General features: G+C 58.8%; 13 protein-coding genes and 1 tRNA gene. 9 read left to right on the top strand and 5 right to left on the bottom strand.

What is annotated here, in order from left to right; genetic code table 11:
* Positions 1–113 precede the first annotated feature (113 nt).
* From VH564_RS20375 to VH564_RS20350, 6 genes are all read left to right on the top strand, one after another.
* A complete protein-coding gene (locus VH564_RS20375) occupies positions 114–3,077 on the top strand; it encodes a glycosyltransferase (protein ID WP_423341689.1) in 2,964 nt (987 codons plus the stop codon).
* A 102-nt stretch (positions 3,078–3,179) separates the two neighbouring features.
* Positions 3,180–3,980, top strand: a complete 801-nt coding sequence (locus VH564_RS20370) for an ABC transporter permease (RefSeq protein WP_423341688.1) — start codon at positions 3,180–3,182, stop codon at positions 3,978–3,980.
* A 3-nt stretch (positions 3,981–3,983) separates the two neighbouring features.
* Positions 3,984–4,739, top strand: coding sequence for an ABC transporter ATP-binding protein (locus tag VH564_RS20365; RefSeq protein WP_423341687.1), 756 nt, complete (start codon positions 3,984–3,986; stop codon positions 4,737–4,739).
* 49 nt (positions 4,740–4,788) lie between these two features.
* On the top strand, positions 4,789–5,754 hold the full coding sequence (locus tag VH564_RS20360) for a glycosyltransferase family 2 protein (protein WP_423341686.1): 966 nt from the start codon (positions 4,789–4,791) through the stop codon (positions 5,752–5,754).
* 27 nt (positions 5,755–5,781) lie between these two features.
* Entirely contained in the window at positions 5,782–6,720 is a 939-nt protein-coding gene (locus VH564_RS20355; protein ID WP_423341685.1) for a rhamnan synthesis F family protein, read from the top strand.
* Positions 6,721–6,756: 36 nt separating this feature from the next.
* On the top strand, positions 6,757–7,893 hold the full coding sequence (locus tag VH564_RS20350; protein ID WP_423341684.1) for a glycosyltransferase family 4 protein: 1,137 nt from the start codon (positions 6,757–6,759) through the stop codon (positions 7,891–7,893).
* 88 nt (positions 7,894–7,981) lie between these two features.
* On the opposite strand, the gene rfbA is transcribed toward VH564_RS20350, so the two are convergent.
* The 5 genes from rfbA to VH564_RS20325 form a co-directional block, all read right to left on the bottom strand.
* On the bottom strand, positions 7,982–8,866 hold the full coding sequence (rfbA, locus tag VH564_RS20345; protein WP_423341683.1) for a glucose-1-phosphate thymidylyltransferase RfbA: 885 nt from the start codon (positions 8,864–8,866) through the stop codon (positions 7,982–7,984).
* A 93-nt stretch (positions 8,867–8,959) separates the two neighbouring features.
* The gene (rfbD, locus tag VH564_RS20340) at positions 8,960–9,841 is read right to left on the bottom strand and encodes a dTDP-4-dehydrorhamnose reductase (protein ID WP_423341682.1); all 882 of its coding nucleotides are present in this window, start codon (positions 9,839–9,841) and stop codon (positions 8,960–8,962) included.
* 16 nt (positions 9,842–9,857) lie between these two features.
* Positions 9,858–10,907, bottom strand: coding sequence for a dTDP-glucose 4,6-dehydratase (gene rfbB / locus VH564_RS20335; protein ID WP_423341681.1), 1,050 nt, complete (start codon positions 10,905–10,907; stop codon positions 9,858–9,860).
* A gap of 19 nt (positions 10,908–10,926) precedes the next feature.
* Positions 10,927–11,493 carry a dTDP-4-dehydrorhamnose 3,5-epimerase gene (rfbC, locus tag VH564_RS20330; protein ID WP_423341815.1) on the bottom strand — a complete coding sequence of 189 codons (567 nt, stop codon included), beginning with the start codon at positions 11,491–11,493 and terminating at the stop codon, positions 10,927–10,929.
* A gap of 425 nt (positions 11,494–11,918) precedes the next feature.
* Positions 11,919–11,993 (bottom strand) — tRNA-Thr (locus VH564_RS20325).
* 154 nt (positions 11,994–12,147) lie between these two features.
* Between VH564_RS20325 and VH564_RS20320 the strand changes: the two genes are divergently transcribed.
* The 3 genes from VH564_RS20320 to VH564_RS20310 all read left to right on the top strand — a co-directional run bounded on the left by VH564_RS20320 (position 12,148) and on the right by VH564_RS20310 (position 14,350).
* The gene (locus VH564_RS20320; protein WP_423341680.1) at positions 12,148–12,387 is read left to right on the top strand and encodes a hypothetical protein; all 240 of its coding nucleotides are present in this window, start codon (positions 12,148–12,150) and stop codon (positions 12,385–12,387) included.
* Positions 12,388–12,502: 115 nt separating this feature from the next.
* Positions 12,503–13,795: a UDP-N-acetylglucosamine 1-carboxyvinyltransferase gene (gene murA, locus VH564_RS20315; RefSeq protein WP_423341679.1), complete on the top strand. Its 1,293-nt coding sequence runs from the start codon at positions 12,503–12,505 to the stop codon at positions 13,793–13,795.
* Positions 13,796–13,906: 111 nt separating this feature from the next.
* Positions 13,907–14,350, top strand: coding sequence for a DUF2948 family protein (locus tag VH564_RS20310; RefSeq protein ID WP_423341678.1), 444 nt, complete (start codon positions 13,907–13,909; stop codon positions 14,348–14,350).
* Positions 14,351–14,400 lie beyond the last annotated feature (50 nt).

The raw sequence follows: 14,400 nt of genomic DNA, 5'->3' as shown, positions 1-14,400 counted from the left end.
CGCTCGAAGCCAGCTGCCAGGTCGGGCCGTGGTGCACATGAAATTTTGCCGCTGCTTGAACATTTTAGCAGAACAGTGCTAACGGATAGCCCGCTTCACAAAAGGTATTACAGGTGGACAAAATTCCTTCGCAAGCCGATTATGACGAAGCTTATTATCGTAGCCATTGTGGCGGTCTGAATTACGACCGAAGCGAACCCCATTGGTCGCGGTTTTTCGGGTTGATCGCAAAGCACATCGCTAACGAACTCCGTCCAAGAACCGTTTTCGACGCTGGATGCGCTAAGGGCTTTTTGGTCGAGGAACTGCGAAAGCTTCATATCGAAGCGTTCGGAAGAGACTATTCCGAATACGCGATCGGCGACATGCCTCAGGCCCTGCAAGCTTTTTGCGAGGTCGGGTCGATTGCTGACCCCATCACCGGTACCTATGACCTCGTCACCTGCATCGAGGTTCTAGAGCATATGCCGGAAGAGGAGGGTGTCCGCGCAATCGCCAACTTGTGCAGCGCCAGCGATACTATTCTGTTCTCATCCTGCCCTGACGATTTTACTGAATCAACGCACCTGACAGTGCGCCCGCCTTTGCATTGGCTCAAGTTGTTCCAAGCCAATGGCTTCGGTCCGCGTTCGGATTACGATGCGAGCTACCTGTGTCCGTGGGCAATGGTGCTGGAACGGCGCCAGACTGTGGTGACGGATGAAGAACTAAGGGCCTATGCGAGCCATGTTCTGTCGCTGATTGAGCATTCCCGACAGCTGCACCAGCTACATCATGACCAGGCAATCAAGCTCGCGCAGGCGCAGGAAGATGACGGGCGGCTCCTTAGGGAGGTTCGAGCCGATCTCGAAAGGGAACTGCTTGCGGTGTCCGCGCGGCACGAGAGTGAACTTATCGCGGCGTCCGCACGGCATGAGAGTGAACTCCTCGCCGCGTCAGCCCAACACGAGCGGGAAATGCTTGCGGCGTCAGCGCAATACGCAAGGGAACTGCGTGCCGCATCCGCTCTAGCCGGAGTTGCCAGGCAGGAAGTCGACGAACTGAATAGCAACGCCGTCGTCCTGTCGCAGCAATTGATCCAGCGAAACAAGGAATTGGAACTCATACGCCAATCTACAAGCTGGCGCCTGGCGGCTCCCTACCGCGGGATTGGCCATCAGCTAAGGCGCGCTATTCATGTCGCGCGAGTCCTCCCGAAAATCGCAAAGGCTCGGGGTGGATATGCGCCGTTGTTCAAATCGGGCTGGCGTATCCTTTCGACAGAAGGCGTGCGTGGCGCCGTCAAAGTGTGGAGGCGCGCCAACGTTGGGACAACGGCCTCAATAACCGGATCGGGCATCGGATCCCTTGGCAGCGATTATACGGCATGGCTGGAGGCGCACGCAAACCTTGATGACAAGGGACGTCAAGCCATCAGCGCGCAGGTCGCGCGCTGGCGCAACCCGCCACTAATATCGATCATCATCCCGGTCTATAACCCTGATCTTCCATGGCTGGAGGAAGCGATTACGTCGGTGCGTGGCCAGCTCTACCCAAACTTGGAGCTGTGCATCGCTGACGACTGCTCCACAGTTCCGGGCGTGAAGGAGTTTCTCGAGCGGGAAGCGGCGAAAGACAAGCGCATCAAGGTTATGTATCGTTCGGTCAACGGACATATCTCCGAGGCTTCCAATTCAGCCCTTGAACTGGCGACGGGTCAGTGGATGTCGCTGCTGGATCAGGATGATCTGCTGACCGAGGACGCGCTATATTATGTGGCTCGCGCGATCGTCGACGATCCAGATCTGGATTTCATCTATTCCGACGAGGACAAGATCGAGAAGGGACGCCGGTTCGATCCGTATTTCAAGCCGGACTGGAACGTCGAACTTCTGCGTTCGCATAACATGGCTTGCCACTTGAGCACCTTTCGGATCGATCGGGTGAAAGCCATCGGCGGGTTCCGCAAGGGGTTCGAAGGCTCGCAGGACTACGATCTTGTGTTGCGCTTTACCGAGGGACTGAGCGTCGATCGCATCGGACATATACAGCGTGTTCTCTATCATTGGCGCGTGCATTCAAACAGCACGGCGCAGGAGAGCAGCAACAAGAGCTATGCTGCGGTTGCCGGTCAGAAGGCGCTTTGCGAACATCTTGAACGCCTCGGCGTGGATGCCACAGTCGAAGTGTTGCCGACTGGTATGTACCGCACCCACTACCGCCTTCCGCAACAGCTACCGCTAGTCAGTCTGATCATACCGACGCGTAACGGGCTTGATCTCCTCCGACAGTGTGTCACCTCAATCTTGCAGAAGACGGACTATCCCGCCTACGAAATCATCATCGTCGACAACAACTCGGACGATCCTGAAACGCTTGCCTATTTCCGCGACATTGCTGCCAATCCGATGGTTCGGGTGGAGCGTGATGAGCGAGAATTCAACTACTCTGCGCTCAATAATCGGGCCGTCGAACTGTCGAACGGCGACTATATCGGACTGATCAACAACGACATCGAGGTTATCAGCCCGAATTGGCTGGCCGAAATGATCGGTCTGGCGATGCAAGACGGCGTGGGTGCTGTCGGTGCGCGGCTTTGGTATCCCGACGACAGGCTGCAACACGGCGGCGTGATCATCGGTCTCGGCGGCGTTGCTGGGCATTCGCACAAGTACCTCCAGCGCGGTGTGCCTGGCTACTTTCGTCGCGCCGAATTGCCGCAAGACCTGAGTGCCGTGACTGCGGCCTGCCTGGTCGTCAAGAAGGCAATCTTCCGAGAGGTTGGTGGTCTCAATGAGGTGGATCTGAAGGTCGCGTTCAACGATGTCGATTTTTGCCTGAAGATACAGGAGGCGGGCTACCGGAACGTCTGGTCACCATATGCCGATCTCTATCATCACGAATCGGCGAGCCGAGGCCTGGAGGATACTCCGGAGAAGGTCGAGAGGTTCCGGCACGAGATTGCCTACATGCACGCCCGCTGGAAAACGCATCAGCGGCCTGACCGGGCATATAACATAAACCTGACGTTGAATCACGAAGACTTCTCGCTCGCTTGGCCTCCGCGGACAAGCGGAGACCCGTCGTTCGCATCGTGAAGCGCCCCGGCTTTCCTCCTTGTTTTCATGCGCCTTGTAAAATATTGGTCACGGGCAATTTTGATTTTGCCCGCCAAACAGCCATTGGCCTGAAAGAAAATGATGCCTAGCCAGAAAAACTATCTGAGGCCTGCCCTGACCGATCTGTGGCAGGGAATCGAGCGAAGAGAGCTTTGGGTCTATCTCGGCTGGCGCGATGTGAAGCGCCTCTATAACCGTTCGGTACTCGGACCCTTCTGGCTGACGCTCTCGATGGGTGTGATGGTGATGGGGCTGGGGTTGCTCTATTCGCAGATCATGAAGGTCGATGTCGCGCATTATCTGCCCAATCTCGCAATCGGGTTGATTGTCTGGGGATTGATCAGCGGCGTGATCATCGGCGCCTGCAACATTTTCACCGCCGCCGGTGGTTCCCTTCGACAAATCCGCATGCCGCTCAGCATCCATATCTACCAGTTTGTCTGGAGCCAGGTTCTGACCTTCGTGCACAACTTCATCATCTACTTCATCATCATTGCCGTATTTCAGATCAATCCAGGCTGGTCGGCGCTGCTGTTCATACCGGCGGTCTTCCTGATCGTTCTCAATGGCGTCTTCATCTCCCTAATTCTCGGTCCGCTTTGCGCCCGCTTCCGCGACATACCGATGATCATCGCCAGTGTCATGCAACTTGCCTTTTTCATGACGCCGATCATTTGGAGTGCTCAGACACTTGAAGGCCGTGGGCTCGTGCTCGACGCCAATCCGTTTTACCATTTTGTCGAAATCACCCGCGATCCGCTACTCGGCGGTACCGGCACCCTGGCGAACTGGGGCGCCTGCATCGGCATGACCATCGCTCTTGGGGTTGTCGGGATCGCTTTCTTCGCGCGCTACCGCGCGCGCGTCGTGTACTGGAGCTAAGCAATGGCAAGTCTTTCACTTCAGAACGTGGTCGTCGACATTCCGATCTATCAGCCGGCCAACCGCTCCTTCAAAAACAACCTTTTGGCGTCGGTCACCGGCGGCCAGATCAGGCCGCAGCAGGGCACTAACAGCATCGTCATTCGCGCGATTGACGATATGACGCTGGACATCGATCACGGCGCCCGTGTCGGCCTGATCGGTCATAACGGCGCTGGAAAATCGACCATCCTTCGCGTCATGGCCGGCATTTATGAACCGACTGCAGGCCTTGTACGGGTGGAAGGCGAAGTGGCCTCGATGTTCGACATCGGGTTCGGCATGGACCCGGAAGCGACGGGTTGGGAAAACATCATACTGCGCGGCATGTATCTCGGCTATACCAAGAAGGAGATAATCGAGGCCTCGCCGGAAATCGGTGCAATGACGGGCTTGGGCGAGTTTCTTGACATGCCTCTTCGCACCTATAGCGCCGGCATGTCTACCCGCCTGGCCTTTGCCGTTTCCACCTCCATCCAGCCGGACATTCTTCTCATCGATGAGGGCATCGGAGCCGGTGACGCCGCATTCCTGGCGCAGGCCAAGGAGCGTATGCGCACCTTCATCGGCTCCGCAGGCATTCTCGTGCTTGCTTCCCATTCCAACGACCTGATCCAGGAATGGTGTTCGGAGGGCCTATGGTTGGAGCACGGACGTGTGCGAATGCATGGTCCTGTTGACGAAGTACTGGCAGCCTACAAGGAGTCTGTCGGACACTGACCAGCTGCCGAATGTCGGCTAGCCTGCACGGTTGGATTGGATCGAAGATATGCGGCCCTCAGAGGATGCCGATCAACAACCAGCACATGGACAGTCGTTTGCCGGCATTCGAGGCGGCTCTACCCTGCCGCGCGTGGGTTGTGTCATTGTGACCTATCGACCGGATCACGAGCCGTTGTTGAGGCAGGTTGCGGCCATTCGCCCTCAGGTCGACGATATCGTTCTGGTGGACAACGGCGATGGTTCAGGGCTACCGGCATTTTCAGACGGCTTTGGCCTGGAGATAGTTTGCCTCGGTGGCAACGAAGGTATTGCCAAGGCACAGAATGTCGGGATCAGGCGTGTTCGCGAACGCGGAGCAACCCATTTGCTTCTTCTCGATCAAGACAGCCTGCCGGCGGCCGATATGGTGGCCTGCCTTGCCGAGGGGTTAACGCAATTGCGGTATGCCGGCACTGCAGTCGCAGCCGTTGGGCCGCAATATTGCGACCATCGTCAGGGCACGCTCTCGCCCTTCGTCTATCGGGAGGGTTTGACGCTCAAGGAGCGGCCGACCCGCGAACCGCAGTCAGCGACAGTGCCTACCGATTTCCTGATCGCGTCGGGCTGCCTCATCCCAGCAGAAATTCTCGACACGGTCGGCAACATGGACGAGACGTTGTTCATCGACTATGTCGACATCGAGTGGGGTCTTCGCGCACAGTACTTGGGATATGCAAGCTACGGGATACCCGCCGCAAAGATGGCACATAGCCTTGGTGACGACTGGGTGGTGTACAGGGGACGGCGCTTCCCGGTACACAGTCCGCTGCGACACTATTATTTTGTCCGCAATTCCCTTCTTTTGGTCCGTCGTCCCTGGATTGGTTGGCCATGGCGGTGGATCCTTGTTTTGCGCATGGCGAAGCAGTTCGTTTTCTTCAGTGTCGTTGTGCCCGGCAAACGGCTGGTGAATGCTTGGATGATGGCAAAGGGCATATGGCATGGCGTCATCGGGCGCCGTGGGAAACTATGAGCAACCAGCCACTAAGGACGCTATCTATTGTCTCATGAGACTGATCAGCAAGGCGAGTTCACGATTTTCGCGCATGTCTTCTATCCCGACGTATGGGAAGAAATGCGCCGCGAGATCGCGGATGCGATCCATCAGCCTTTTGGCCTGGTGGTGACTCGGCCGCCTTCCGTGACCGCGGTTCCCCTGCCGGACACCCGCTTTCTTGTCTTTTCCCGACAGATCGAGCTGGAAAATCGAGGCCGCGACATCCTGCCCTTCCTAAGGGCGCTGCGCCAGCCGGATCTGCCGTTGACGGATATCGGCTTGAAGCTGCATACGAAACGATCGCCTCATCGCTCGGACGGGGCCGACTGGAGGCGATTTCTAAGTCATTCGCTGCTTGAAACCGACGGGCAGGGAAAACTTCTCGGCCATGCTGTGATCGCGCAGGAAAAGCGGATCGCGCTCATCGCGCCGCGGGCGCATCTCTTGCCTCTGGATGGTCGCACCTCGATCAATGACGGCATGATATCGGACCTGCTCACCAGCCTCTACGGCGGCGACATGACGGGCGACGCCAAGCTGACCCGATTTGCTGCCGGATCGATGTTCTGGTTTCGCCGTTCGCTGCTGACGCCACTTCTCTCAGACGACATCGCGACCCGATTTGCCCCCGAGCACGGCCAGTTGGATGGAACGGCCGCGCATGCGTTGGAACGCATGTTTTCCACCATCGTCGAACGCCAGGGTTACCTAGCCGCCGCCATGGAAAATGCTGTTCCCGTGCTCGAGGCCCCTTCGTCTTCACTTTCGGCCGCGCAACTGGCAGACCTCATCGACCGGACCCTCGACCACGAAAATCCATTTTCGCTGTCTCTGCGAGATTTCTGGCGCAAAAATCCGCGCCTCTTGAGAGTGGCGCATATGATCTATGCGAGAATGCCGAAACGGCTCATCCGCGTGCTTCGCGCGGCTGTGCAGCGTTGATCGCACCTCGCTCAGAGAAAGGCCCGGTTTAACTCGATGGTTTCAAAGACAGCGCGCATCGCTTTCGTTATCTCCGAAGACTGGTTTTTCGTGTCACATTTCCTGCCCATGCTGCGGGCAGCGCGGGATGCCGGATTGGATCCGATCATCATTACCCGTGTAAGCCGTCACCAGCCGACCTTGGAGCGACTGGGCGCCCGCGTGGTCCCGCTCAATATCGAAAGGCGAACCGTGGGGCCGCTGTCCGTGGCCGCCTCAGTCCGACGTATGGCAAGAATCCTGAAGGACGAAGAGGTCGACATCGTTCACTGCATCGCCTTGCGCTCGATAATTCTTGGCGGCATGGCTGCCAATCTCGCGGGCGTCAAAAGACGCATCCTCGCGGTCACCGGTGGCGGCTTGTTGACAGCGAACAAGGGATTCGCCGCCGCCGTTTCCCGGGCCCTCCTCAAAAGTTTCATTGCGCTGATCGTGCTGCGCGGCAAAAATCAGTTCCTGTTCGAGAACGTGACCGATCCGATGGGCTTCGGACTTTCGGCGGATGCTTCCAATGTGACCATTGTTCCGGGCGCCGGTGTTGATCCGGATTTTTTCCAAGCAACAACGCCACCCAAGGCGGGCGGACTGAGGATTGCGATGGTCAGCCGCATGGTCTGGTCCAAAGGCGCTGATCTCGCCGTCGAGGCGGTGTCGATTGCCCGACAGCGAGGGTTTGAGGTGAGCCTTTCGCTATATGGCAATCCCGATCCTTCGAACCCGCGATCTCTCTCAGAAGAAACTCTCAAGAACTGGTCAAGTCAGCCAGGGATAGATTGGCGCGGGGCAACCGAGGATGTGCGCCAGGTTTGGGCGGCCCACGATCTTGCCTGCTTGCCGACGAGAGGAGGAGAGGGGCTGCCGCGCTCAATTCTTGAAGCCGCATCTTGCGGTCGAGCTATTCTGACCACCAATGTTCCGGGTAGCCGCGACTTCGTGCGGGAGGGACACGAAGGCTGGCTCGTGGACCCCGATGACGCGATGGCCCTGGCGAACCGCATTTGTGCCTTGGCTAAGACGCCCGAGCTCGTGGCCCAGGCTGGTATCAATGCGCGCGCCCGGATCGTTGCGGGCTTTACCGAGGCGCATGTAGAGGCGCAGGTCTCGGCGCTATACCGAGCCTTGGCCGTCCTCTGAAGAGTGTTGGATCGCAAAGCGGAGGGAGAGCCTTGCCAGAAGTGGTAGGCCCGTCTCCTTCTGCCGGCGATCGGAAGAATGGCCTACTTTAAAAAGCGGCGTCATCCTTCGCTTCGGCGAGCTTCGCCAGATACTGACCGTAACTGCTCTTGCCGAGAGCCTTTGCGAGCTTTGCGAGCTGCGCGTCGTCGATATGACCCATGCGGTAGGCAACCTCCTCGGGGCAGGCGACCTTAAAGCCCTGACGCTTTTCCAATGTGCCGACGAACTCCGCAGCTTCAAGCAGGCTGTCGGGTGTACCGGTATCGAGCCAGGCGTAACCGCGACCCATCAGTTCGACGGAGAGTTGGCCGCGCTCCAGATAGATGCGATTGACGTCGGTTATCTCGTACTCGCCGCGTGGAGACGGCTTCAGGTTGGCGGCGATGTCGACCACCTGCTCATCGTAGAAATAGAGACCGGTCACCGCCCAATTGCTTTTCGGTTTTTCCGGCTTCTCCTCGATCGACAGGGCCTTCATGCTACGGTCGAATTCGACCACACCATAGCGCTCTGGATCGGTGACGTGATAAGCAAAGACGCGAGCGCCGTTGGTGGTGTCGGAGCCCGACTTCAACAGTTGCGGCAAGCCGTGGCCGTAGTAGATGTTGTCGCCGAGAATGAGTGCCGACGGATTGCGTCCGACGAAATCCGCTCCGATGACGAAGGCTTGGGCGAGGCCGTCCGGGCTTGGCTGCACGGCATACTCGATGGAAATGCCCCACTGGCTGCCGTCTCCGAGCAGGCGCTTGAAGGCCTCGTTGTCATGCGGCGTCGTGATGATCAGGATTTCCCTGATGCCGGCAAGCATCAGCGTTGTCAGCGGGTAGTAGATCATCGGTTTGTCGTAGACCGGCATCAGTTGCTTCGAGACGGCCATGGTGATTGGATAAAGGCGAGAGCCGGAGCCGCCCGCAAGAATGATGCCCTTCATGCTTCTTCCTTTGTATCATGAGACGGTGGGAGCGTATCCGCGAAAACTGTCTCCGATCCGCCGATTGGGGGGTAGCGGAGATGCTCCGATTTGTTAGTCTCTCAGTAGACGTTCGAGAACCACCTTCGTGGACAGTTTCCAGTCCGGAAGTGCAATCCCATAGATAGCATTGAGCTTGTCGTTCGACAGCCGCGAATTTGCCGGGCGTCTTGCCGGCGTCGGATAGTCCGCGGTGGTAATGCGCCCGACGGTAATCGCTTTACCGGTCTTGTGCTCCAGCTTGGCGAAAATCTCTTCGGCGAACTCCGCCCAGGTCGCCTCGCCACCGCCGGTCAAATGAAAGACGCCGCGCAAGTTGGGGTCTTCATCATTGGCCAGGCGCTGCGCGACCGTAATGACCGCGTCCGCTATGTCGAGGGCGCTGGTCGGCGTGCCGCGCTGGTCAGCAACGACGTTCAGAGCATCGCGTGTTTCTGCAAGCCGGAGCATCGTCTTGACGAAATTTGCCCCGTAGGGCGAGTAGACCCAGGCGGTTCGCAGGATCGCGTGGTTGGGTGTCGCAGCCGCGATCGCCTGCTCGCCGGCCAGTTTGGATTTGCCGTAGACGGAGACGGGACCGGTTTCGTCTGTCTCGATATAGGCGCCGTCCTTGTCGCCGGGAAACACATAGTCTGTCGAGAGATGCACGACCGGGATGCCGAGTTCCTCGGCGATGCCCGCAATTGCCGCAGGACCTTCAGCGTTGACTGCAAAGGCGGTAGCCTGCTCGCTCTCGGCCTTGTCCACGGCAGTGTAGGCAGCGGCCGAGACAATCGCGTCTGGTCTAAGTCCGATAAGAGTGGATCGTATCGATTGCGTGTCGGCCAGATCCAATTCAGGACGGCCGACAGCGACGATCTCCACGCCAGCGAGCGGCCCGCGTTCGATCAGGGCGCTCACCACCTGTCCCTGTTTTCCCGTCACGGCTATGCGCATGTTCTTTTCCTCAGCCTTATTTCAGTACGCCGAGGCGTTCACCGGAATAAACGCCTTGGCGCAGTGGCTGCCACCACCATTCATTGTCAAGATACCAGCGCACGGTGCGCTCGATGCCGCTATCGAAATTCTCCTCGGCTTTCCAGCCCAGCTCTGTCTCAAGCTTGGTTGCGTCGATGGCGTAGCGTGCATCATGGCCTGGCCGGTCCGTGACGTAGGTGATCAGGTCGGCGTGGGGCTTGGTCTTCGGGCGCAGTTGATCCATCAACTCGCAGACGCGGGTGACGACATCGATGTTGCGGCGCTCGTTACGGCCGCCCACATTGTACTTCTCGCCCAGACGGCCACGCCCTGCAATCAGATCGAGCGCACGAGCGTGATCCTCGACATACAGCCAATCACGGATGTTGGCGCCCTTTCCATAGACAGGCAGTGGCTTGCCTTCCATGGCGTTGAGAATGATCAGCGGGATCAGCTTTTCCGGGAAGTGATAGGGCCCATAATTGTTTGAGCAGTTCGACACGACGACCGGCAGGCCGTAGGTGCGATGCCAAGCCACCACCAGGTGGTCGCTCGCTGCTTTCGAAGCGGAATAGGGGGATGACGGGTCGTAAGCGGTGACTTCTTCAAACAATCCGTCGTCGCCGAGCGAGCCGTAGACCTCATCGGTCGATACGTGGAGGAAGCGAAAGGCTGCTTTACGATCGGCGGGAAGGTCGTTCCAATAATGCCGCGCGGCTTCCAGAAGGCTGAACGTTCCAATGACATTGGTCTGCACAAAGTCGGCGGCGCCACTGATCGAGCGATCGACATGGCTTTCTGCAGCCAGGTGCATGATGCGGTCCGGCTGGAAGGAGGACATCGCTTCGGACATCTTCTGCATGTCGCAGATGTCTGCCCGCAGGAAGCGGTAATTGGTCGCGCCCTCAATCTCTTTCAGCGATGCAAGATTGCCGGCATAGGTCAGCTTGTCGACGTTCAGAACTTCCGCACCGACATTTTTTACGAGATGCCTGACCAGTGCCGATCCGATGAACCCTGCTCCGCCTGTAACAAGAATGCGCATGTTCGTCTGCCTCCGTGGCCTATTCGTTGATCAAATGAAAGTATGGGGGCAGGTCCGCCAAGGTCGGTTGCACCTTGTCTTTGTTGGACAGGATGGCGTCCTTGAGAGGCAGCGGCCATTCGATACCGATATCGGGATCGCTCCACAACAAGCCGCGATCGTTCTCCGCGCTGTAAGGTGCTGTCACCTTGTACGAGATCACGCAGTCGGGCACCAGTGTCGCGAAGCCATGGGCAAAGCCTGCCGGGATCCACAGCTGCTCACCGTTTTCCTTCGACAGTTCAAGCCCATACCATTGGCCGTAGGTCGGCGAGCCGACGCGGATGTCGACGGCGACATCGAAGATCCGGCCAGCGATGCAGCGCACCAGCTTGCCCTGCGCAAATGGCTCCAGCTGGAAGTGTAAGCCTCGGACCGTGCCGACCGAAGCCGAAAGCGACTCGTTCTCCTGCACGAAGGCGACGTCGGCGACATTCTCGCGAAACCAACTCTCTTTGAATGTTTCCGAAAAGTACCCGCGGTGATCCCCCAGTTTTGTCGGGGTAATTTTTGCAAGCCCGGCCAGCGGCAATCGTTCGATCTTCATTTTGTACCCATCATTTCCAAGCGATCCTTTGTAATTTTCAGGATCTTTTTGCAAGCGACTTCTCCGGCTGAGTTCTCTGGAAAGTCGTTAAATCGCGGGAGGCGGTCGTGCCTTACATGATGTCTGCGCAGTCGAGGACCTTTTTATGACCAGTCAAACTTCAAATGGGGACAGTCCCTTTGGCACCACTCAAGCTTTCTTGCATTCTGGAGATATGGCGGCAAGCCACCGGAGGAAAAGATCATCCGGCAAATCACCATCAATCATAAAAGAAGACGCTGCCACGCTAGCCGGCACATTCGAAAAGTGAGTTTCTCAGGAGAATCTTCGGCGCGGCTGCTCACCCAATCAATGGCTTCCTGAGACTAGCCTAGCTAAGGATTGTGCTGAACGGTCTCATCTTGCTTGGGTGGCCCAGGTTGGAATGGTGCTGCTAGGCGGGATCGAACCGCCGGCCTCTCCCTTACCAAGGGAGTGCTCTACCCCTGAGCTATAGCAGCATCGTGGCGCAAAGGGTGCGCCGTATCGGGCGAGGCGGCTATTGCCATAGCTGATCGGCGAGCGCAAGCCGCAAAATCCAATCTTCTTCAAACAAGCGCGGGAAAACGTGCGTGCGGCTTTTGAAATGCTACTATTTGCGGTATCAGCTTGGTCATGAAGCAGAATGAAGATGGCGATAGCAGCAAGGCCGCTGCGGTGGGCCCGGCAGCATCCGGGGAAAAATCCGGTTCCGCGCCAGTGCCCACGATGAGCGAGTCCGATCGCCGCCGGGCGCGGGCGGCAGCCAAGCTTAAAGAAAACCTGTCGCGTCGCAAGCAGCAGGTGCGCGCGCGTCGCGCCGGCGAAGCAGATGAAACGGTTGGGCTTCCCGCCGCAAAAATGGACGATTTGTAATGATTAGGTCGCGCAGACTGTAAACGAATTGAAGCGGCGCCCAATTTCCTTTAAACACCGCCTTCCTTTGCAAGGCACCAAGAATTCAGAAAGGCGGGTTCGCCCGTAATCGCACATGGATCGTATCAGGATTGTCGGCGGTAATGAGCTCAATGGCGTCATTCCGATCTCCGGCGCCAAGAATGCCGCTTTGCCGCTGATGATCGCGTCGCTTCTGACCAGCGACACGCTGACGCTCGAAAACGTGCCGCATCTGGCCGATGTCGAATTGCTGCTGCGCATCCTCGGCAACCATGGCGTCGACGTCTCCGTCAACGGCCGCCGCGAGCGCCAGGATGACGCCTATTCCCGCACCATCCATTTCACCTGCCGGACGATCGTCGATACCACGGCCCATTACGAGCTGGTGTCGAAGATGCGCGCCAGCTTCTGGGTGCTTGGACCGTTGCTTGCCCGCGAAGGCCAGGCGCGCGTCTCGCTGCCGGGCGGCTGCACCATCGGCACGCGGCCGGTCGACCTGTTCATCGAGTCGCTGCAGGCACTCGGCGCCAACATGGATATCGATGCAGGCTACATCAACGCGACGGCGCCGAAGGGCGGCCTGGTCGGCGCGAAATACACTTTCCCCAAGGTTTCGGTCGGCGCCACCCATGTCATGATGATGGCAGCGACGCTGGCGCGCGGCACGACCGTGATCGGCAATGCCGCTCGCGAGCCCGAGGTCGTCGACCTTGCCAACTGCCTGATCGCCATGGGCGCCAAGATCACCGGCGCCGGCACCTCGACCATCACCATCGAGGGCGTCACCTCGCTCTCCGGCGCGCGCCACCGTGTGCTGCCTGACCGCATCGAGACGGGCACCTATGCGATGGCGGTTGCCATGGCCGGCGGCGACGTCACGCTTGAAAATACCGACATGTCTCTGCTCGAAACGGCGCTCGAAACCTTGCGTCGCGCCGGCGCCGAGATCACCCCCACCAACAACGGCATGCGCGTGCGCCGCAACGGCGGCGGCATCCGCCCGGTCGACATCGTCACCGATCCGTTCCCGGGCTTCCCGACCGACCTGCAGGCCCAGTTCATGGCGCTGATGACGCGCTCTTCCGGAACGGCCCACATCACCGAAACCATCTTCGAGAACCGCTTCATGCATGTGCAGGAACTGGCTCGTCTCGGCGCTCGCATTTCGCTGTCCGGCCAGACCGCGAAGATCGAGGGGGTCGAACGGCTGCGCGGCGCGCCTGTGATGGCAACCGACCTGCGTGCCTCGGTGTCGCTCGTCATCGCCGGGCTTGCCGCAGAGGGTGAGACGGTCGTCTCCCGCGTCTACCATCTCGACCGCGGCTTCGAGCGGCTTGAAGAGAAATTGACCCGCTGCGGCGCCATTGTCGAACGACTGAGCGAATAGGCCGGAAAGCATGGTCTGAAGCCGATTGCGCGGTTGCGTCACGGCTCCAGGCGCCCTATCTCCTGTGGCACTGAGCCGCCGGTGGCCGTGGACGATGGGGAAAAGTGACGTATGGCAGACCTGAAACTTCTGGCGCTCGACGGCGAGGATCTGGCGGTCGTTTCCGCCCATATGCAGGACGCCGTGTTCAAGGTCGGCGATATGGCCTATGAGCCGCGTGGTCTGCAGTTTTCGCTGGCTGCCAATCGCTTCGACTGGGAAAAGTCGGACGGCAAGGCGAAGAGCTTCGAGCGCCACCGCGCCGCTCTGGTCTTCAAGCGAGTGCTTGCGGTGCGCACGCAGGGCATCGACCGCCGCCGACGGGAAACCGTGCTGTCCTTGCTGGCGATCCGCTTTGCCCAGAAGGGCGAGGGGCCGGACGGTACGATCGAGCTGCTGCTTGCCGGCAACGCGACGCTGGCGCTGGACGTGGAATGCATCGAAGTGCAGCTGGCCGATATCGGCGGTGCGTGGCAGACGTCTTCCAAGCCGCATCACCCGGACGATGCCGCCTGATCGCTTTAGACTGATTGTTGCCGCCCCGGCGGTTGTTTAGCAAAAGGATG

The sequence above is a fragment of the Rhizobium sp. HT1-10 genome (assembly GCF_049472505.1).
In the GTDB taxonomy this organism is placed as follows: domain Bacteria; phylum Pseudomonadota; class Alphaproteobacteria; order Rhizobiales; family Rhizobiaceae; genus Rhizobium.
The sequence above is the reverse complement of the archived record's forward strand: the minus strand, read 5'-3'. Positions and strand labels throughout refer to the sequence as shown.